17 protein-coding genes are annotated in these 16,699 nt (G+C 74.6%); 8 read left to right on the top strand and 9 right to left on the bottom strand.

All coding sequences use genetic code 11. From position 1 onward, the window contains the following. Positions 1-115 precede the first annotated feature (115 nt). Positions 116-283 (top strand): hypothetical protein, encoded by a 168-nt coding sequence (locus tag BX286_RS36750; protein ID WP_167747608.1) that lies wholly within the window; start codon positions 116-118, stop codon positions 281-283. A 151-nt stretch (positions 284-434) separates the two neighbouring features. Here the strand turns inward: BX286_RS36750 and BX286_RS27435 are convergent, their stop codons facing one another. Both BX286_RS27435 and BX286_RS27430 read right to left on the bottom strand, forming a co-directional pair. Continuing rightward, the gene (locus tag BX286_RS27435; RefSeq protein ID WP_185117162.1) at positions 435-1,238 is read right to left on the bottom strand and encodes an inositol monophosphatase family protein; all 804 of its coding nucleotides are present in this window, start codon (positions 1,236-1,238) and stop codon (positions 435-437) included. Positions 1,239-1,247: 9 nt separating this feature from the next. Next, the gene (locus BX286_RS27430; protein ID WP_100862700.1) at positions 1,248-2,414 is read right to left on the bottom strand and encodes a ferrochelatase; all 1,167 of its coding nucleotides are present in this window, start codon (positions 2,412-2,414) and stop codon (positions 1,248-1,250) included. Between the two features lie 185 nt (positions 2,415-2,599). Here BX286_RS27430 and BX286_RS27425 point away from each other — a divergent pair, with 185 nt between their 5' ends. Together BX286_RS27425 and BX286_RS27420 are read left to right on the top strand one after the other, a co-directional pair. Further along, complete coding sequence (locus tag BX286_RS27425; RefSeq protein ID WP_079430175.1) at positions 2,600-3,856, top strand: MFS transporter; 1,257 nt, start codon at positions 2,600-2,602, stop codon at positions 3,854-3,856. Continuing rightward, on the top strand, positions 3,804-5,135 hold the full coding sequence (locus BX286_RS27420) for a D-arabinono-1,4-lactone oxidase (RefSeq protein ID WP_121016572.1): 1,332 nt from the start codon (positions 3,804-3,806) through the stop codon (positions 5,133-5,135). The genes BX286_RS27425 and BX286_RS27420 overlap by 53 nt, the downstream gene beginning before the upstream one ends. A gap of 7 nt (positions 5,136-5,142) precedes the next feature. Here the strand turns inward: BX286_RS27420 and BX286_RS27415 are convergent, their stop codons facing one another. Continuing rightward, positions 5,143-5,964, bottom strand: a complete 822-nt coding sequence (locus BX286_RS27415; protein ID WP_261993519.1) for a hypothetical protein — start codon at positions 5,962-5,964, stop codon at positions 5,143-5,145. Between the two features lie 538 nt (positions 5,965-6,502). Here BX286_RS27415 and sepH point away from each other — a divergent pair. Then, complete coding sequence (gene sepH, locus BX286_RS27410) at positions 6,503-7,525, top strand: septation protein SepH (protein WP_079430172.1); 1,023 nt, start codon at positions 6,503-6,505, stop codon at positions 7,523-7,525. A 45-nt stretch (positions 7,526-7,570) separates the two neighbouring features. Here sepH and BX286_RS27405 read toward each other — a convergent pair whose 3' ends face one another. Then, positions 7,571-8,404: a sulfurtransferase gene (locus BX286_RS27405; RefSeq protein WP_100862701.1), complete on the bottom strand. Its 834-nt coding sequence runs from the start codon at positions 8,402-8,404 to the stop codon at positions 7,571-7,573. 176 nt (positions 8,405-8,580) lie between these two features. Between BX286_RS27405 and BX286_RS27400 the strand changes: the two genes are divergently transcribed. Next, the gene (locus tag BX286_RS27400; RefSeq protein WP_079430170.1) at positions 8,581-9,366 is read left to right on the top strand and encodes a VOC family protein; all 786 of its coding nucleotides are present in this window, start codon (positions 8,581-8,583) and stop codon (positions 9,364-9,366) included. On the opposite strand, the gene BX286_RS27395 is transcribed toward BX286_RS27400, so the two are convergent. Together BX286_RS27395 and BX286_RS27390 are read right to left on the bottom strand one after the other, a co-directional pair. Continuing rightward, entirely contained in the window at positions 9,363-10,136 is a 774-nt protein-coding gene (locus BX286_RS27395; RefSeq protein ID WP_121016568.1) for an SGNH/GDSL hydrolase family protein, read from the bottom strand. The genes BX286_RS27400 and BX286_RS27395 overlap by 4 nt on opposite strands. Then, entirely contained in the window at positions 10,123-10,692 is a 570-nt protein-coding gene (locus BX286_RS27390) for a PadR family transcriptional regulator (RefSeq protein WP_121016567.1), read from the bottom strand. Before BX286_RS27390 ends, BX286_RS27395 begins: the two co-directional genes overlap by 14 nt. A 106-nt stretch (positions 10,693-10,798) precedes the next feature. Between BX286_RS27390 and BX286_RS27385 the strand changes: the two genes are divergently transcribed. Further along, entirely contained in the window at positions 10,799-11,224 is a 426-nt protein-coding gene (locus BX286_RS27385) for a nuclear transport factor 2 family protein (protein WP_079430167.1), read from the top strand. A gap of 99 nt (positions 11,225-11,323) precedes the next feature. Here the strand turns inward: BX286_RS27385 and BX286_RS27380 are convergent, their stop codons facing one another. Further along, positions 11,324-11,701, bottom strand: coding sequence for a 6-carboxytetrahydropterin synthase (locus BX286_RS27380; RefSeq protein ID WP_121016565.1), 378 nt, complete (start codon positions 11,699-11,701; stop codon positions 11,324-11,326). After that, positions 11,695-14,394 (bottom strand): AAA family ATPase, encoded by a 2,700-nt coding sequence (locus tag BX286_RS27375; protein WP_398898814.1) that lies wholly within the window; start codon positions 14,392-14,394, stop codon positions 11,695-11,697. Before BX286_RS27375 ends, BX286_RS27380 begins: the two co-directional genes overlap by 7 nt. A 209-nt stretch (positions 14,395-14,603) precedes the next feature. Here BX286_RS27375 and BX286_RS27370 point away from each other — a divergent pair, with 209 nt between their 5' ends. Next, positions 14,604-15,020, top strand: a complete 417-nt coding sequence (locus BX286_RS27370) for a hypothetical protein (RefSeq protein WP_121016563.1) — start codon at positions 14,604-14,606, stop codon at positions 15,018-15,020. Further along, on the top strand, positions 15,017-15,349 hold the full coding sequence (locus BX286_RS27365; protein ID WP_079430165.1) for a transcriptional regulator: 333 nt from the start codon (positions 15,017-15,019) through the stop codon (positions 15,347-15,349). Before BX286_RS27370 ends, BX286_RS27365 begins: the two co-directional genes overlap by 4 nt. Positions 15,350-15,360: 11 nt before the next feature. Here the strand turns inward: BX286_RS27365 and BX286_RS27360 are convergent, their stop codons facing one another. Continuing rightward, positions 15,361-16,674: a cation:proton antiporter gene (locus BX286_RS27360; protein WP_121016561.1), complete on the bottom strand. Its 1,314-nt coding sequence runs from the start codon at positions 16,672-16,674 to the stop codon at positions 15,361-15,363. Between the last annotated feature and the right edge of the window lie 25 nt (positions 16,675-16,699).

The following is a 16,699-nucleotide window of genomic DNA, read 5'->3' as shown; positions in this document are numbered from 1 at the left end:
CGAGGTTTCTGGGCCCAGGGTGCCGGGGAGGACGTCTGCACACCCCATCCACTCCCTGACGGCGGACTGCCCCGCGCTCGTCCGCCGCGACCCACGAAGAGGGGGCGCACCCACCATGGACGCATTCACCGCGGGTCTCCTGCAGCGCATCAGCGCCACGCAGTCGGACCTGAGCAAGGCCCGTGAGACGGGCGACGACTACCTCGCGGATGTGGAACAGGCCGCGTTGGAAGACCTCCAGCGGCTCGCCGCGGAGCACGGAGTGGCGGTCAAGGCGGCCTGACCGGGGCCCCCGCCCCGGTCTGTACGGCCGTCTCGGCCCGAGCGACACCGCCCGCCCCGGAGCCCCGGCCCCGGGAGGGCACCCAGAACGGCGACGGACCCCCTGCCGCACCCGCGGCGGGGGGTCCTTCCGCATGGGCGCGGGGACGGGCTCAGTCGTGCCAGGCCCCGGCTTCGTCCAGGAGCGGCTGGAGGGAGGCGAAGACCGCCGGGCCGGCCGCCACCGCCAGCTCTCCCGAGAGCGGCTCGCCGGGCCGGCCGCCGGTCAGCGCGCCCGCCTCGCGGGCGATCAGCTCGCCCGCCGCGAAGTCCCAGGGGTTCAGTCCGCGCTCGTAGTACCCGTCGAGCCGGCCGGCCGCCACGTCGCACAGGTCGAGCGCCGCCGAGCCACCGCGCCGGATGTCGCGGACGAGCGGGATGATCCTCCGGACCACCTCGGCCTGGTGCTCCCGCCGGCTCTTGAGGTAGCCGAAGCCGGTGGCGACCAGCGCCTGGTCCAGCGGGGCCGCCGCCCGGCAGGACAGCCGGGCGCCGCCCGACCAGGCCCCGCCGCCGAGCACGGCGTGGTACGTCTCCCCGCGCATCGGGGCCGCCACCACGCCCACCACGGTCTCGCCCCGGTACTCGGCGGCGACGGAGACGCCCCAGCCGGGGAGCCCGTAGAGGTAGTTGACGGTGCCGTCCAGCGGGTCGACGACCCAGCGGACCCCGCTGGTGCCGACGACGTCCGCGCCCTCCTCGCCGAGCAGCCCGTCCCCGGGCCGCCGCTCCGCGAGGATCGCGGTGATCAGCTTCTCCGCCGCGAGGTCCATCTCGGTCACCACGTCGATCGGGCTGGTCTTGGTCGCGGCCACCGCGAGGTCGGCCGGACGGCCGTCGCGCAGCAGCTCCCCGGCCCGCCGGGCGGCCTCCAGGCCCACCTCCAGCAGTTCGGCCTTCAGCTCCTGTGAGATCACGTTCTCCCCCTAGGCGTACGGGCTGTCCGCGCCGGCGGCCGCCGGGCGGGGCGCGCGCGCCGGGCAGCAGCCCACCGCGCACAGGTCGTGGCTCTGGCCCAGGCTGCCCAGCCAGCACTCCGCGGGCCGCTCGCCGCGCTCGCGGGCGGCCCGCTCCAGCACGAGCTCCCGTACGGCCGCGGCGAACCGCGGGTCGGCGCCGACGGTGGCGGAGCGCGCGGCGGGCAGGCCCAGCTCGGCGGCCTTGGCCATGGCCTCCGTGTCGAGGTCGTAGAGGACCTCCATGTGGTCGGAGACGAAGCCGATGGGCACCATGACGACCGCCGGCGCGCCCTCGGCGTGCAGGGCCTCCAGGTGGTCGCAGATGTCGGGCTCCAGCCACGGGATGTGGGGGGCTCCGCTGCGGGACTGGTAGACGAGCTTCCAGGGGCGGGCCGTGCCGGTCTCGGCCTCGACGGCGTCGGCGATCACCCGGGCGACGTCGAGGTGCTGGCGGACGTAGGCCCCGCCCTCGCCGCCCTCGGTGTGGTCCTCGACCGGGCCGGAGGCGTCGGCGGCGGCGGTGGGGATGGAATGGGTGGTGAAGGCCAGGTGGGCGCCGTCCCGGACCTCCTCGGGCAGGGCGGCGAGCGAGGCCAGCACCCCGTCGGTCATGGGCCGGACGAAGCCGGGGTGGTTGAAGTAGTGCCGCAGCTTGTCCACCCGGGGGAGCTCCAGGCCCTCCTCCGCCAGGGCCGCCAGCGCGTCGGCGAGGTTCTCGCGGTACTGGCGGCAGCCCGAGTAGGAGGCGTACGCGCTGGTGGCGAGGACGGCGATGCGGCGGCGGCCGTCGCGGACCATCTCGCGCATCACGTCGGTCAGGTACGGGGCCCAGTTGCGGTTGCCCCAGTACACGGGCAGGTCCAGCCCCGCGTCCGCGAGGTCCTTGCGCAGCGCGGCCAGCAGCTCGCGGTTCTGCCCGTTGATCGGGCTGACCCCGCCGAAGCCGAAGTAGTGCTGCCCGACCTCCTTGAGGCGCTCGCGCGGGATCCCTCGCCCGCGGGTGACGTTCTCCAGGAACGGCACGACGTCGTCGGGTCCCTCGGGGCCGCCGAAGGACAGCAGCAGGAGGGCGTCGTAGGGGGCCGCGAGGCCTTCGGCCGCGGGCGCGTCGGGGGCACGGAGCTGGTCTGACATGCCTCGAATCCTGCCACCCGGGGTGCGCGCGGGAGAACCGGCCGGTCCGCATGCCGGGACGCCTTCCAGGTAAGGTGACCCTAAGTTCCGCCGCCTCAAATGTCGGTGTCGCCGATTTCCCCGTGCGGGTGCCCCAGAGGCGGTCGTAACCTGTATGGGCCTATGACGTCCCTTACGGAGAGACCTTGCCCAGTCCCTACCGCGCGATCTTCGCGGCCTCCGGCACCAAGGCCTTCAGCGCCGCCGGCCTCATAGGCCGGCTGCCGATCTCCATGGTCGGCGTCGGCATCCTCACGATGATCTCTGAGATCACCGGCCGCTACGCGATGGCCAGCGCCCTCACCGGAACCCTGGCCCTGGCCGCCGCGGTGATCGGCCCCCAGGTCTCCCGGCTGGTCGACCAGTACGGCCAGCGGCGGGTGCTGCGGCCCGCGACACTGGTCTCCGTCGCCTCCGTCACGGCCCTGGTCCTGGCCGCCGCCAACGGGCTGCCCGACTGGACCCTGTTCGTCTTCGCGGCCGTCGCGGGCTGCGTCCCGAGCGTCGGCTCGATGGTCCGCGCCCGCTGGACCGAGCTCTACCGGGACGCGCCGCGCGAGCTGCACACCGCGTACTCCTTCGAGTCCGTGATCGACGAGGTCTGCTTCATCTTCGGCCCCATCCTGGCCATCGGGCTGTCCACCACCTGGTTCCCGGAGGCCGGCCCGGTGATCGCCGCGGGCTGCCTGCTCGTCGGCGTCTGGCTGCTCACCGCACAGCGCGCCACGGAGCCGCCGCCGCATCCGCGCGGCCAGGAGGACGGCCGCTCCTCCGCCCTGCGCTCCCCCGGCCTCCAGGTGCTGACGGCCACCTTCGTGGCGACCGGCGCCATCTTCGGCTCCATCGACGTCTCCACCCTCGCCTTCGCCGAGGAGCAGGGCCACAAATCCGCCGCCAGCTTCATCCTGGCCATCTGGGCGGCCGGATCCTGTCTGGCGGGCATCGTCTTCGGCCTGCTCCACCTCAAGGGCCGGACGGAACGCCGGTGGGTACTGGGCATCTGTGCGATGGCCGTGAGTATGATCCCCCTCCTACTGGCCGGGAACCTTCCGTTTCTGGCCGTGGCGCTCTTCGTCTCGGGCCTCGCCATCGCTCCCACGATGATCACCACGATGGCCCTGATCGAAGCGCACGTACCACGCGCGAAGCTCACCGAGGGCATGACGTGGATCAGCACCGGCCTGGCAGTCGGTGTCGCGGTCGGTTCCTCCGTGACCGGTCTGGTCATCGACGCGGCCGGGGCCCAGCGCGGGTACGTCGTCTCGATCTCCTCGGGGATCGCCGCGGCGGCGGTGGCGTTCGCGGGTTACCGCCGGCTGACGAGGCCGGCGCAAGGGGAGGAGCCCTCGCGTGACGGCGACATCGGGGACAGCAGCGGAGAACGGGCGGACCGCGTGGCGTAACTGGGCGGGCAACGTCCGCGCCACGCCGGCGCGCACGGTGACCCCCGCTTCGGTCGGTGAGCTCCAGGAGGCGGTCCGCCGGGCCGCCGCGGAGGGCCTGCGGATCAAGGCGGTCGGCACCGGCCACTCCTTCACCGCGGCCGCCGCCACCGACGGCGTGCTCGTACGGCCGCAGGCGCTCACCGGGATCCTGTCGGTGGACCGGGGCGCCGGCACGGTCACCGTGGCGGCCGGCACGGCCCTGAAGGACCTCAACCGCGCCCTGGCCGCTCAGGGCCTGTCGCTCACCAACATGGGCGACATCATGGAGCAGACGGTCTCCGGCGCCACCAGCACCGGCACGCACGGCACCGGCCGCGACTCGGCCTCCATCGCCGCGCAGATCCGCGCGCTGGAGCTGGTCACCGCGGACGGGCGGCTGATGGTCTGCTCGGAGAAGGAGAACCCGGAGGTGTTCGCGGCCGCCCGGCTCGGCATCGGAGCGCTGGGCATCGTCACCTCGATCACCTTCGCGGTGGAGCCGCTGTTCTTCCTGACCGCCCGTGAGGAGCCGATGCCGTTCGACCGGGTGACCGCCGAGTTCGACCAGCACGTCGCGGAGAACGAGCACTTCGAGTTCTACTGGTTCCCGCACACCGGCAACTGCAACACCAAGCGCAACAACCGCAGCCAGGGCCCCGCCGCCCCGCCCGGAGCGGTCAGCGGCTGGATCGAGGACGAGCTGCTGTCCAACGGCCTCTTCCAGGCCGTCAACTCGCTGGGCCGCGCGGTCCCCGCGGCCATCCCCTCCATCGCCCGGATCGCCAGCCGCGCCCTGTCGGCGCGCACCTACACGGACATCCCGTACAAGGTGTTCACCAGCCCGCGCCGGGTCCGGTTCGTGGAGATGGAGTACGCCCTCCCGCGCGAGCGGGCGGTCGGGGCCCTGCGGGAGCTCAAGGCCATGGTCGACGGCTCCGACCTGCGGATCAGCTTCCCGGTGGAGGTGCGCACGGCCCCGGCGGACGACATCCCCCTGTCCACGGCCTCGGGCCGGGACACGGCGTACATCGCGGTGCACATGTACCGGGGCACCCCGTACCAGGCCTACTTCACGGCGGCCGAGCGCATCTTCACCGCCCACGGCGGGCGCCCCCACTGGGGCAAGGTGCACACCCGGGACGCGGAGTACCTGGCCGCGGCGTACCCGCGGTTCGGGGAGTTCACGGCGCTGCGCGACCGGCTGGACCCGGAGCGGCTGTTCGGCAACGACTACCTGCGGCGGGTGCTGGGGGACTGACGCCCGGTCACTCCCGTCCGGCGCCGCCGCCCCCGCCCGGTGCGCCGGTGCCGCCGGTGCTCGGGGCGGGGCCCGGGTCCGGGGTCTGCCGGGAGGCCGAGGGGGACGGGTCCGGGCCGGGGCCCGCCGAGCGGGAGGGGGTGGGCGAGGGGTCCGGGTCCGGACCGCGCCCGCCGTGCGAGGCGGACGGGCTCGGGGATCCCCCCGGGCCGGGGCTCCGCCCGTCCGGGCCGTCCTTGCCGCCCTTCCCGCCCTGTTCGCCCCGCTCGCCGCGGTCCCCCGAGTCCGGGGCGTCCTTCCGCTCGGAGGGGCGGTGGTCGGGCGCCGTGCGGAAGCCGCCCGACAGGAGGGTGCCGCCGCCGCTGCTGACGGAGGTGCCCGCGAAGGCCTCGTACGTCCCGAGGCCGCCGATGGCGAGGGCGAAGGCCGCCCCGGAGGCCACCGCCGTGCGCTTCCAGCCCCGTACGCGGGTGCCGTGCACGGTGGCCTCGCCGAACTCCCCCGCCGGCGGGGCCGCGTACCCCTCCGCCCCGGCGGGCGCGGGGACCTGACGGCTCCTGGGACGGACGCCCTCGCGCAGCCGGTCGCCGGTGCGGCGGAAGGCGTGCTGGATGACCGGGCCGCCGGCGGTCGCCACCACGCTGACCACGCCGGCGCCGAGGATGGTGCCGTAGACGCCCAGCTTGGAGGCGAGCAGCGCGGCCGCGACGGTGGCGAGGGAGCTGCCCGCGACCTGGGCCGCGCTCAGGTCGAGCTTCGCGCGCCCTCCGCCCGTGCCCTCGTCCTCGCGACCGCCCGGTCCGCCTCCCCCTACCGTCTTCTGACCCATCGCCATCCCCTGCGTGTCCTGCCCCTCGCGCTTCTCCTCTTCCTGCAGTTACCGACACCTGAGCGAAATGAGAAGTTCCGTTTCTGTGGATTCTGTGAAGCAGGACACCCCGAATCGGCCGCGTACGCAGGTGGACCGCCTTCAGGGCCCGATTCCGGGCAGGCCAACTCCCGCCGCCCGGGACAAGTTCGGCGGCGCGGCGGTCCACCCAGGTGGCCCGAATGGAGTACTGTGGCGAGCCCTGGGGCCGTCCTTCCTTTCGGATGTCCGGACCCGGGAGAGGGGGCCGGCTGACGGAGAAGCGGCGCTCAAGACCGGTGATGCCGCGGTATCGCACGGGCTCCTGCTGCGCACAGTAACCAATTGGTCACTGTGCGTGCCCAACAGGTAACCGTGCCATAACGTCGATCAAGGGCGCATGCCCGACACGCCGGTTTAACTCGGCAAGGTTGTGGCAGGCTGCACCCGGGCAGGCCACACTCGACTAGCGGAAGCAGCGACGCACGTGACGTCGGCAGGCACCACCCGGGAGGTCCCCATGCCCGAACTGCGTGTCGTGGCCGTCTCGAATGACGGAACACGACTGGTGCTCAAGGCTGCGGACAGCACGGAGTACACGCTTCCGATCGACGAGCGGCTGCGGGCTGCCGTGCGCAATGACCGCGCGCGCCTGAACCAGATCGAGATCGAGGTGGAGAGCCACCTCCGCCCCCGTGACATCCAGGCGCGCATACGGGCCGGTGCCTCCGCAGAGGAGGTCGCGCAGCTCGCCGGCATCCCCGTCGACCGGGTCCGGCGCTTCGAGGGCCCGGTCCTGGCCGAGCGCGCCTTCATGGCCGAGCGGGCCCGCAAGACCCCCGTGCGCCGCCCCGGGGAGAACACCGGACCGCAGCTCGGCGAGGCCGTGCAGGAACGGCTCACGCTGCGCGGGGCCGACAAGGACTCGGTGCAGTGGGACTCCTGGCGCCGCGACGACGGCACCTGGGAGGTCCTGCTCGTCTACCGGGTGGTGGGCGAGCCGCACTCCGCGAGCTGGACGTACGACCCGCCGCGCCGACTGGTCGTCGCCGTGGACGACGAGGCCCGCTCCCTGATCGGCGAGTCGGACGACCTGCCGTCGACCCCGGAACCGAGCTTCCCGTTCGTTCCGAGGATCGCCCGGCTGCCGCGCGACCGGCCGCTGGACCGCGCGCTCGACCGGCAGATCGAGCGCCCCGCCGCCCCGCCGCCCGCGCCGGAGCCCGAGGAGGAACGGGACACGCTGACCAGCCTGCTGGAGGCCGTCCCCAGCTTCCGGGGCGACCTGGTGGTCCCGGACCGGACCGACGACGCGGAGGAGGAGGCCGGGACGGAAGAGCCCCCGGCCGCGGCGGCCTCGGCCGGCGCCGGAGCGGCGTACGCGGACGTGCTGATGCCGCGGACGGTCGCGGGTCATCGCGAACGGCTGACGGGCACGACCGACCGGCAGGCCGAGGCCGACGGGGTCCGGCCCGGGCGCCGCGCGGCGGTGCCCAGCTGGGACGAGATCGTCTTCGGGACCCGGCGCAAGAAGCAGGAGTAGCCCGGTCCGGCGGAGCCCCGAGGGGCGCCGCCGGACTCGGACGCGTCAGGGGTTGGGGCCGGTGGCCACCGGGCGGGCGGGGTCCGCGGACCAGTGCGACCAGCTGCCCGCGTAGAGGGCGGCCGGGATGCCCGCCACCTCCAGCGCGAGGACCTCGTGCGCCCCGGAGACCCCGGAACCGCAGTACACGCCCACCTCGGTGTCCGGGGTGGCGCCCAGCTCCGCGAACCGGGCCTTCAGGGTCTCCGCCGGCAGGAACAGGCCGTCGGGGCCCGTGTTCTCGGTGGTCGGCGCCGAGACCGCGCCCGGGATGTGACCGCCGACCCGGTCGATGGGCTCGACCTCGCCCCGGTAGCGCTCCCCCGCCCGGGCGTCCAGCAGCAGTCCCGTACGGGCCAGGGCGGCCGCGTCGTCGGCTTCCAGCAGGCCCAGCGCGCCGGGGTTTGGCTTGAAATCGCCCTCGCCCGGAGTCGGCGCGTCGGCCGTCACCGGGCCGCCCGACGCGGTCCACGCGGCCAGGCCCCCGTCCAGGACTCGCACGTTCGGGTGACCCGTCCAGCGCAGCAGCCACCAGGCGCGGGCGGCCGCCCAGCCCTGGCCGCCGTCGTACACGACCACCGGCTCGTCCGTCCGGACCCCGGCGCGGCGCATCACGGCGCCGAACGCCTCCGGTTCGGGCAGCGGGTGGCGGCCGCCGGACCCGGGCGGACCTGCCAGTTCGCGGTCGAGGTCGACGTACACGGCGCCGGGCAGGTGCCCGGCCTCGTAGGCGGGTCGCTGGTCGGGGCCGCCCAGCTGCCAGCGGACGTCCAGCAGCACCGGCGGGCGGTCGGAGGCCAGCTCGTCCATCAGTGCGGAGGCCGAGAGAATCGCAGTCATGGGCCCATCTTCCTCCCCGCCGGACACCCGTGTAACAAGCCGGACATCGACGGGCCGCAGTGATCCGGTCATCTCCGTCCGCGCCCGCCCCGTCCGGCCCGGTCGGGCCGCACGGCGCCCCGCGGAGTGGAAGCATCAGCGGCGTCATTCGGGACACGACGGAGGAGACTGCTGACATGACCGAGGCAGCGGGGGCTTCGCGGCGGCCGTCCGGCACACCGTGCTGGGTGAGCCTGATGGTGCACGGGCTCGGGAGGACCGAGGACTTCTACGCCGACCTGTTCGGCTGGGAGTACGAGCCGGGACCCGCGCAGCTCGGCCCGGGCGTCCGGGCCGTCCTCGACGGAGAGGAGGTGGCCGGAATCGGCGAGATGCCGCCCGACCGGAACCTTCCGGTCGCCTGGACCCCCTACTTCGCCATCGACGACGCCGACTGCGCGGCCGAGGCGATCCGCTCCTGCGGCGGGACGGTGGCGGTGGGCCCGATGGACGCCGGGGCCGAGGGACGGGTGGCGATCTGCTCCGACCCGCTGGGGGCGATCTTCGGGATCTGGCAGGACTCGGGCCACGGGCGGCCCTACGGGGTGCCGGGGACCCCGGTGTGGAACGAGCTGGTCACCCAGGACACGTCGACGGTCGGCAAGTTCTACCAGCACGTCTTCGGCCACGAGGCCGAGCGGCACCCGGCGGCTTCGGCCGACTTCGACTACCTGACCCTGCGGCTGGACGGCCGGCCGGTGGCGGCGGTGCACGGGGTCGGCCGCTCCCTGCCGCACGACCGTGGCCCGCACTGGATGACGTACTTCGAGGTCCGCGACACCGACGCGGCGACCGCCCGGGTCGCCGCGCTGGGCGGCCGGGTGCTCAGCCCGCCCCGGGACCGGATCCGGGGGCGGCTGGCCCTGGTGGCGGACCCGGAGGGGGCGGTCTTCGCCCTGGTGCGGTCCGCCGCGGAGGACTAGGCGAGCGGCAGCGGACGGGGGCGCTTGGCGGTGCGGCCGTCGCCGGAGGAGGCGCCGCGCAGCCGCCGGCCGAGCCAGGGGCCGAGGAAGCCCGCCGCCCAGCCCACCTCGGCCGCCACCGCCCGGACGGCGGTGCGCGGCGGCCGGGGCGGCAGGGGGCGCTGCCAGGTGTCGTCGGCTCCCGGCAGGGCGAGGGCCTCGGCCAGGGCGGCGGCGATCCGGGCGTGGCCGAGGGGGCTCGCGTGCAGCCGGTCGGTGCTCCACAGACGCGGGTCGGTCCCCACGGCCGCCCGGCCCGTCTCGGCGACCACGACCCCGTGGCGCGCGGCGGCGGCCCGGACGCGGGCGTTGAGCTCCGCCACGCGCGGGCGCAGCGGCCGGGCCATGGGCGCGATCCGGCCCACGTCGGGGAAGGTGACGGTCGCGACCCGGGCCCCGGCCGCGGTCAGCGCGGCGAACATCTCCTCCAGTTCTCCGGCCACCTCGGCGGCGTCGAACCGGGGCCGGAGCACGTCGTTGACGCCGGCCACGACGGTGGCCACGTCGGGCCGCAGCTCCAGGGCCGGGCCCAGCTGTTCCGCCCGGACCCGGCCGGCGAGCCGGCCGCGGACGGCGAGGTTGGCGTAGAGCAGGCCCGGGTGGACGGCCGCGAGGTGCTCGGCGAGCCGGTCGGCGAACCCGCGCAGGCCCACCGTGTCGTCGCCGTCCCCGAGCCCCTCGGTCTGGCTGTCGCCCAGGGCGACGTAGCACAGGGGTTCACCGTTGTGCATCCGTCTGCTGCCTTTCCCGTAGTACGGCCGCGGTCCGCAGGCACCAGTCCCGGTGCTCCCGTTCGAAGGCCAGGCCGCGCAGGCAGGTCAGGTACCGCCCGATCCGCTCGCCCCGCAGGAGGTACTCCGCCTCGTCCGTGTCGCCGCGCATGTGGTGCAGGAGTGTGCCCAGGAGTTCGAGCTTGGCCCCGGCGGCGGCCGCCCGCTGCTCCAGCTGCTCGATGACGGGGCCGGTGCCGATGCGGTCGGCGGTCTGGACCTTGACGAGGAGGTCGTCGCGGATGGAGGACGGCTTGGACGCGGCCTCGGCGAACCGTTCCAGCTCGGCGCGGCCGGCGTCGGTGACCCGGAAGAGGCGCTTGTTGGGCCGGGTCTCCTGGACCACCTCGCGGCCCGCGACCAGCCCGTCCGCCTCCAGCCTGGCCAGCTCGGCGTAGAGCTGCTGGGGCAGGGCGTGCCAGAAGTTGGCGACGCTGATGTCGAAGGCCTTCGCCAGCTGGTAGCCGCTGTATTCGTCGTCGAGCAGCGCCGCCAGGACCGCGTGCCGCAGTGCCATGCCGGGCCCCCTTCCCTTTCCTCGTACCCGTCGGCATCATACTCAAGAAAGTGACTAGTCCGATTGTTGACTAGTACTCGGATCACCACGCATTCCAGGAGGGGTCATGGAGACTGCCGAACGCTTCCGCGCCGCCGTGGAGAAGCGCGATCTCGCCGCGCTGGACGAACTGTTCACGGAGGACGTCCGCCTCTACAGCCCGGTGAAGTTCGTCCCGTTCGAGGGCAAGGCCATGGTCATGGGCCTGTTCGGGGTGCTGCTGCGCACCTTCGAGGACCTGCGCTACCTGGGGCGCCTGGAGGGGGAGGCCGAGACCAGCGCGGACGGGGAGGCCGCCCCGACGGTCGTCCTGCCCTTCCGGGCGCTGGTGGCGGGCCGCCAGATCCACGGGATCGACCAGCTGCAGTTCGACGAGGAGGGCCGGATCAAGGAGTTCACCGTGATGGTCCGGCCCCAGTCCGCCGTCCACGCCCTGGGCCAGGCGGTCCTGGCCGGCCTGGTCGAGGACGGGCTCGCCCCCGGGCCCGCCTGAGGGCCCGTCAGCCGCGCCCGTCAGTCGCGCCCGTCAGTCGCGCCCGTCAGTCGCGCCCGTCAGTCGCGCCCGGGGCCGGCCGGCCTCGCCGGGGTGCCGTCAGGCGCCCCTGGCCGGCCGGTACTCCGCCCAGGTCTTCGGGGTCTCCGAGATCCTGACCGCCGTCAGCTCGGGGATCCGCTCCGTCCACTGGTCGAAGATCCACACGGCCAGGTTCTCGGCCGACGGGGAGATACCCCCCCCCAGCGCCTCATTGAGGTGCCGGTGGTCGAAGGTCTCGTCCATCCACTGCTTGAAGGCGTCCAGGTCCCGGTAGTCCCGGACGAACCCGGCCTCGGTCAGGTCCTCGCGGCGGCCGGAGAGCTCGATGACGACGGCGTAGTTGTGGCCGTGCATCCGGGCGCACGGGTGCCAGGAGGGCAGCCGGTCCAGGACGTGGCTGGCGGAGAAGTGGAACTCCTTGGTGATGGTCAGCACGTTCCCTCCCCGTCGGCCGCGAGGAGCGAGCGGTTGAGCGGCACCGCGGTCAGGAACCGCTCGCGCAGCGCCTCGTCGCCGATCAGCCCCGCCTTGCGCAGGACCTCCCGCCGGGCCCGGCCCAGCAGCCCCCGGGCCTCCTCCCCGGCCCCGTACGCCGCGAGGGCCCGCCCGGCGTGCCAGAGGACCTCCTCCGTCCGCAGCGCGGGCATGTCCCCCACCTCGTCCAGCATCCTCAGGGCCTCCCGGGCCTGTTCCACGGCCCCGGCCGGGTCTCCCCCGCGCAGCCGGATCCGGCTGCGCAGGCAATACGCGGCGATCTCGCTGCGGACCATGCCGCTGCGCCGCGTCTCGACGCAGGTGGCGATAGCCAGCCGTTCCGCCTCCTGGAGGGCCTCCGCGGCGCCGGGGGCCCGCGGGTCCCCGTCCGCTCCGGCGAGGAGGACCTCGGCGCAGAGGTTGCGGACGATGGGGACGAGGTTGGCCAGCCAGGTCCGTTCGGTCTCCGCCCAGGCGTCGGCAATCAGCCGCCGGGCCTCGTCCCGGGTCTCCGGCCGGTCGGCGAGGATCCGGGCGAGGAGCGCCGCGTTGTAGGCGTGCCAGGCGCTGTCGCCGCCCCGGTCCGCCTCGAAGCCGAGGGCTTCGCGCAGCGCCTCCGCCGCGCCGGTGCCGTCGCCGAGGCCCAGGCGCACCTGGGCGAGGTAGTTGAGCGCCATGGGCAGCTCCGCGTTGAGCGGCTCCTCGCGCAGCCGGGCCACGCACCGCCCGAGGCGGGCCAGCGCCTCGGAGAGGTGTCCGCTGTCGAAGAGGGTGATGCCGAGCTGCATCTCGCCCAGGTTGCGGGCGTGCTGGAGGACCGGGGTGGCGCCGCCGCCCAGGCGCGGGTCCGACGCGTACAGGCGCTCGGCCTCGCGCAGCTGGGCCAGGCCGTCGGCGAGCCTGCGCTTGGAGACCTGGCGGCCGTACTCGACGCGGGCCACGAACAGGGCGGCCGGGTCGCCGTGTTCCTCGGCCAGTTCGACGGCCGCCCTCAGCTTCTCCAGGGAGGGGACGAGGCCGCGGGTGGCCAGCAGGGTCTTGCCGCGCAGCAGGGTGGCCCGGATGACGAGGTCGGGGTCGGCGCAGCGGGCGGCGGCCGCCTCCGCCTCGGCGGCCAGGGCGTCGATGTCCGGGCCGCCGGCCGGTGTGCTCTGGCCGCGCCAGCGGACCTCGGTCAGCGAGAGCAGCAGTTCGACGACGCGGACCAGGCGCCGGTCGCGGCCCTCGGTGCCGGCGGGCAGCTGCCGTACGGCGCGGATGACCTCCTCGCAGTGCCGCTCGGCCTCGGCGAAGGAGAGCCCCTGGGTGGCCGCGTCGCGGGCGAGGTCGAAGTGGGCGTCGGCCGAGGCGAGGAGGCAGGAGGGGCCGCCGTGGCGGAGGTGGCGGGCGACCTCCAGGCGGCGCTCCAGCGACATGGTCTCCGGCGGGCCCTGGCCGAGGGCGTGCGCGATGCGGGCGTGCCGCGAACGCATCTGCTCGGCGCTCTGCTCCGTGTAGACCACGCTCCACAGGGCCCGGTGCTCGAAGCGGTAGCAGTCGGCGGACTCCCAGCGCGCCCAGGCGGGCGGTGTCGCGGGGACGACCAGGCGGTGGTCGCGGGCGATCAGCCGCAGCCGTTCCATGACCAGGTCGTGGGGCAGGCCCGTCGCGGCGGCGACGGTGTGGGAGAGGAACACGTCGCCCTGGGTGGCGGCGGTGGCCAGCAGGAGCCGGTCCTGGTCGGTCAGGGCGCGCAGCCGCTCCTCGACGACGCGGGAGAGGCTGGCCGGCAGGGGTACCTCGGCGCCGTCCTGCGGGGTCCACTCGTCGAGGCAGAGGGAGACGAAGATGGCGTGTCCGCCGGTCAGTTCGGCCAGCCGGCGGGAGAGGGCCGGCGGGGCGGCGGGATGCCGCTGCGCGACGAGTTCGGCGATGGCGTCCTGCGGCAGCCCGCGCATCGTGCGGCGGCGCAGCAGTCCCTCGCCGGCCCAGCTGTGCAGCAGCGCCTCGACCTTGGACTCCTTGCCGTCGGCGTGTGCGGCGTCGCTGGCGTGGCTCAGGACCACGGCCAGCTGTTCGCGGGCGAGGGCGCGCAGCAGCTGGTCCAGGACGAGCTGGCTGCTCTCGTCGATGTGCTGGACGTCGTCGATGACGATGACGGTCGGCGGGCCCTGGCGCACGAGTTCGAGCAGGCCCTCCGCGATCCGCAGGGCGGCCGCGTGCCGGAAGGGCAGGAGGCTGTCGAAGGGCATGGAGCCGGAGTCGAGGGAGGCCTCGGTGATCTCCCGGCCCAGGGTGAACACGGCCCCCAGTCCCGGGACGATCGCCGAGAGGACCTCGGGGGCCGAACGGACCACCCCCTGCCCGGTGGCGCCGAGCATCCGCCGCAAGCGCCCGCGCCGCCGGGGCTCGGCCTCGCCCAGCTTCAGGAGCAGGTCGAGGACCGGCCCGTACATCAGGTCGGGGCCGATACCGGGGCGGCACCGGGTGGACACGACGCGGCAGCCGGCGGGCGCCTCGGCCTCGAAGGCCCGCAGCAGCGCCGACTTGCCCATGCCCGACACCCCGTCGACCGCGATGGCCTGCCCGCCCCGCCCGTCCCCGAGCGCGGCGACGACCGAGCGCAGCTCGTCCAGGTGCTCCACGCGGTCGACAAATCCGATCGGCACGCCCATGCCCCCGTCTCACGCCACACCAGCAGATGCCGCCCCACGGTAGATCATGCCGGTCCACCGCAGGTGCGACCCGACACGTTCCGGCCACACCCCGGACTCGTACGGCGATATGGACACCTGACGCATCGCCAACTACTTTCCATAGTGGAAACTAGATGCCGGGTGGCCATGCACAGGCCGCCCGGAGCACTACGGGGAGGGGACGACCCATGTCCGAACGAGCAGCCGCGGCAGTCGCACTGAGCGGCGTCGCACGCATCGAGGCCCAGGCACGCAGGCGGGGCCGCTGGCACGCCGGATACTTGTGGGCGTTCGCCGGATGGCAGCTCGCCCTCGTCCCGGCGGTGCTGCTGTGGCACGGGCCGGCCGGCGCGCTGGTGTGCTCGCTGGCGAACGCCCTGGTGGTGACGGGGCTGTCGGTGTTCGCGACGCGGCAGCCGGTGGTTCCGCGGGGGTACGCCCGCCGGCACCTGACGGCGGTCGGTGCGTGGGCGGCCTGCTACGCGGCGGCGCTCGCGGCCGGCCTCGCCGTCTTCCCGGACAGTGCCGGCTTCGCGGCCGCCGCCGCGCTCGTGTGCGCGCTGCCGCCCGCCGTGGCGGCCCGGCAGGGGACGCGGGCGGCATGAGCACGCAGACCCCCGCGGATCCGGGGCGCTCCCCGCATCCACGCCACGCCCTCGCACCGCTGCTCTCCTCGGCGGTGCGGCTGTCGATCGTGGCGGCGCTCGCGCCCGTGGAGAAGGCCGAGTTCGCCTCCGTGCGGGACCTCGTGGAGATCACCGACTCCGCGCTGTCCAAGCAGGTGACGCGGCTGGAGGAGGAGGGCTGGGTGGCCGTCGAGAAGGGGCGGGTCGGGCGCAGGCCGCGGACCTGGCTGCGGCTGACGGAGGACGGCCTGGCCGGCTACCGCCGGCACCTCGCCGCCCTGGCGGCCATCGCGGGCCCGCTGGGCTGATCCGGGGCGGGTCAGACACCGGCCGCGGCAGCCGGGGCCGGGTGGGGTTGCGGGTCCGGACCCTCCTCGACGCGGGCCATGGCCAGGCGCAGGAGGGGCGGGGCCATGAGGGAGGTCACGATCGCGACGAGGATGACGACGGTGTACGCCTCGGGTCCGAGGATGCCGAGCCGCAGGCCCGTCATCGCCACGATCACCTCGATCACCCCGCGGGAGTTCATGCCGGCGCCGAGGGCGAGGGCCTCCCAGCCGCTGAGCCGGCTCAGCTTCGCCCCGGCGTAGGCCCCCGCGAACTTGCCGACGACGGCCACGGCGAGGACCGCGCAGGCCGCGGCCAGGACCTCCGGCCTGGCCAGCGCCGTCAGGTCCGTCCGGAGCCCGGCCGTGGCGAAGTAGAGCGGCGCGAGGAAGGCCAGCACCGTGGTGCGCAGCGGGGCCAGTTTCTCCCGGTCCGGTCTGCCGCTGGTGCTGATCAGTACGCCGGCGACGAAGGCCCCGAAGACCGGCTCCAGACCCAGGGCGTGCGTACCCGCGGAGCCGAGCAGTACGGCCAGCGCCGCCACGGCGACGGTCGGCCCGGGCTCGGGCGAGCGGCCGGCCGCGCCCAGCGCGAGCCTGACGGCGGGCCGGCCCACCAGCAGGGCGAACAGCACGACGCCCACGGGGTAGAGCAGGGAGGCGGCGAGCCGGCCGGCGGTCAGACCGGCCGTGGCCATCGCCGAGACGACGGAGAGCAGGAACCAGCCGACGACGTCGTCGATCACCCCGGAGGCCAGGGTCAGCTGGCCGACCTCGCGGTGCAGGAGGTCCATGTCCAGCAGGGTCTTGGCGATCACCGGGATCGCGCTGACGCACAGGGCCACGCCGAGGAACAGGGCGAACACCGTCGGGTCGGTGCCGGCGGGCAGCAGTGAGCGGGGCAGCAGGTAGCCCGTGGCGACGCCGAGCACCAGGGGCAGGATGAGACCGGCGGCGCTCACCCGTACCGCGGTGGCGCCGCGCCGCCGGACGAGGTCGGACTGGAGTTCCATCCCGGTGATCCCGACGAGGAGCAGGACGCCGAGCTGCCCGACCGCGTCGAGGAGGTGCATCTGCTCGGGCTGCTGCGGCAGCAGCCAGGCGGCGAAGCCGGGCAGCAGATGGCCGAGGACCGAGGGGCCGACGAGGACCCCCGCGCAGAGCTCTCCGACGATCGCGGGCAGCCTGAAGCGCGCGGCCAGCTGCCCGAGGCAGACGGCGAGGAGCAGCAGGAGCGCCAGCTGGAGGAGGAGCACCAGCAGGGCGTGGTGGGTGGGGGCGGGAACGGGCGCGGCTGCGGTCGTCACCTCACGAAGCGTAGGACGGGCCCTC

Origin of the sequence: Streptomyces sp. 3211.6 (assembly GCF_003634815.1) — a bacterium.
GTDB lineage: Bacteria > Actinomycetota > Actinomycetes > Streptomycetales > Streptomycetaceae > Streptomyces > Streptomyces katrae_A.
This window is presented reverse-complemented; position numbering and strand designations above follow the sequence as displayed.

Bases quoted from the DNA above. Each gene is read 5' to 3' on its own strand.
- BX286_RS27365 (WP_079430165.1), top strand. From the start codon at position 15,017: ATGAGCACGCAGACCCCCGCGGATCCGGGGCGCTCCCCGCATCCACGC.
- BX286_RS27370 (WP_121016563.1), top strand. From the start codon at position 14,604: ATGTCCGAACGAGCAGCCGCGGCAGTCGCACTGAGCGGCGTCGCACGC.
- BX286_RS27430 (WP_100862700.1), bottom strand. From the start codon at position 2,414: ATGTCAGACCAGCTCCGTGCCCCCGACGCGCCCGCGGCCGAAGGCCTC.
- BX286_RS27385 (WP_079430167.1), top strand. From the start codon at position 10,799: ATGGAGACTGCCGAACGCTTCCGCGCCGCCGTGGAGAAGCGCGATCTC.
- BX286_RS36750 (WP_167747608.1), top strand. From the start codon at position 116: ATGGACGCATTCACCGCGGGTCTCCTGCAGCGCATCAGCGCCACGCAG.
- sepH (WP_079430172.1), top strand. From the start codon at position 6,503: ATGCCCGAACTGCGTGTCGTGGCCGTCTCGAATGACGGAACACGACTG.
- BX286_RS27375 (WP_398898814.1), bottom strand. From the start codon at position 14,394: ATGGGCGTGCCGATCGGATTTGTCGACCGCGTGGAGCACCTGGACGAG.
- BX286_RS27405 (WP_100862701.1), bottom strand. From the start codon at position 8,404: ATGACTGCGATTCTCTCGGCCTCCGCACTGATGGACGAGCTGGCCTCC.
- BX286_RS27400 (WP_079430170.1), top strand. From the start codon at position 8,581: ATGACCGAGGCAGCGGGGGCTTCGCGGCGGCCGTCCGGCACACCGTGC.
- BX286_RS27395 (WP_121016568.1), bottom strand. From the start codon at position 10,136: ATGCACAACGGTGAACCCCTGTGCTACGTCGCCCTGGGCGACAGCCAG.
- BX286_RS27415 (WP_261993519.1), bottom strand. From the start codon at position 5,964: ATGGGTCAGAAGACGGTAGGGGGAGGCGGACCGGGCGGTCGCGAGGAC.
- BX286_RS27390 (WP_121016567.1), bottom strand. From the start codon at position 10,692: ATGGCACTGCGGCACGCGGTCCTGGCGGCGCTGCTCGACGACGAATAC.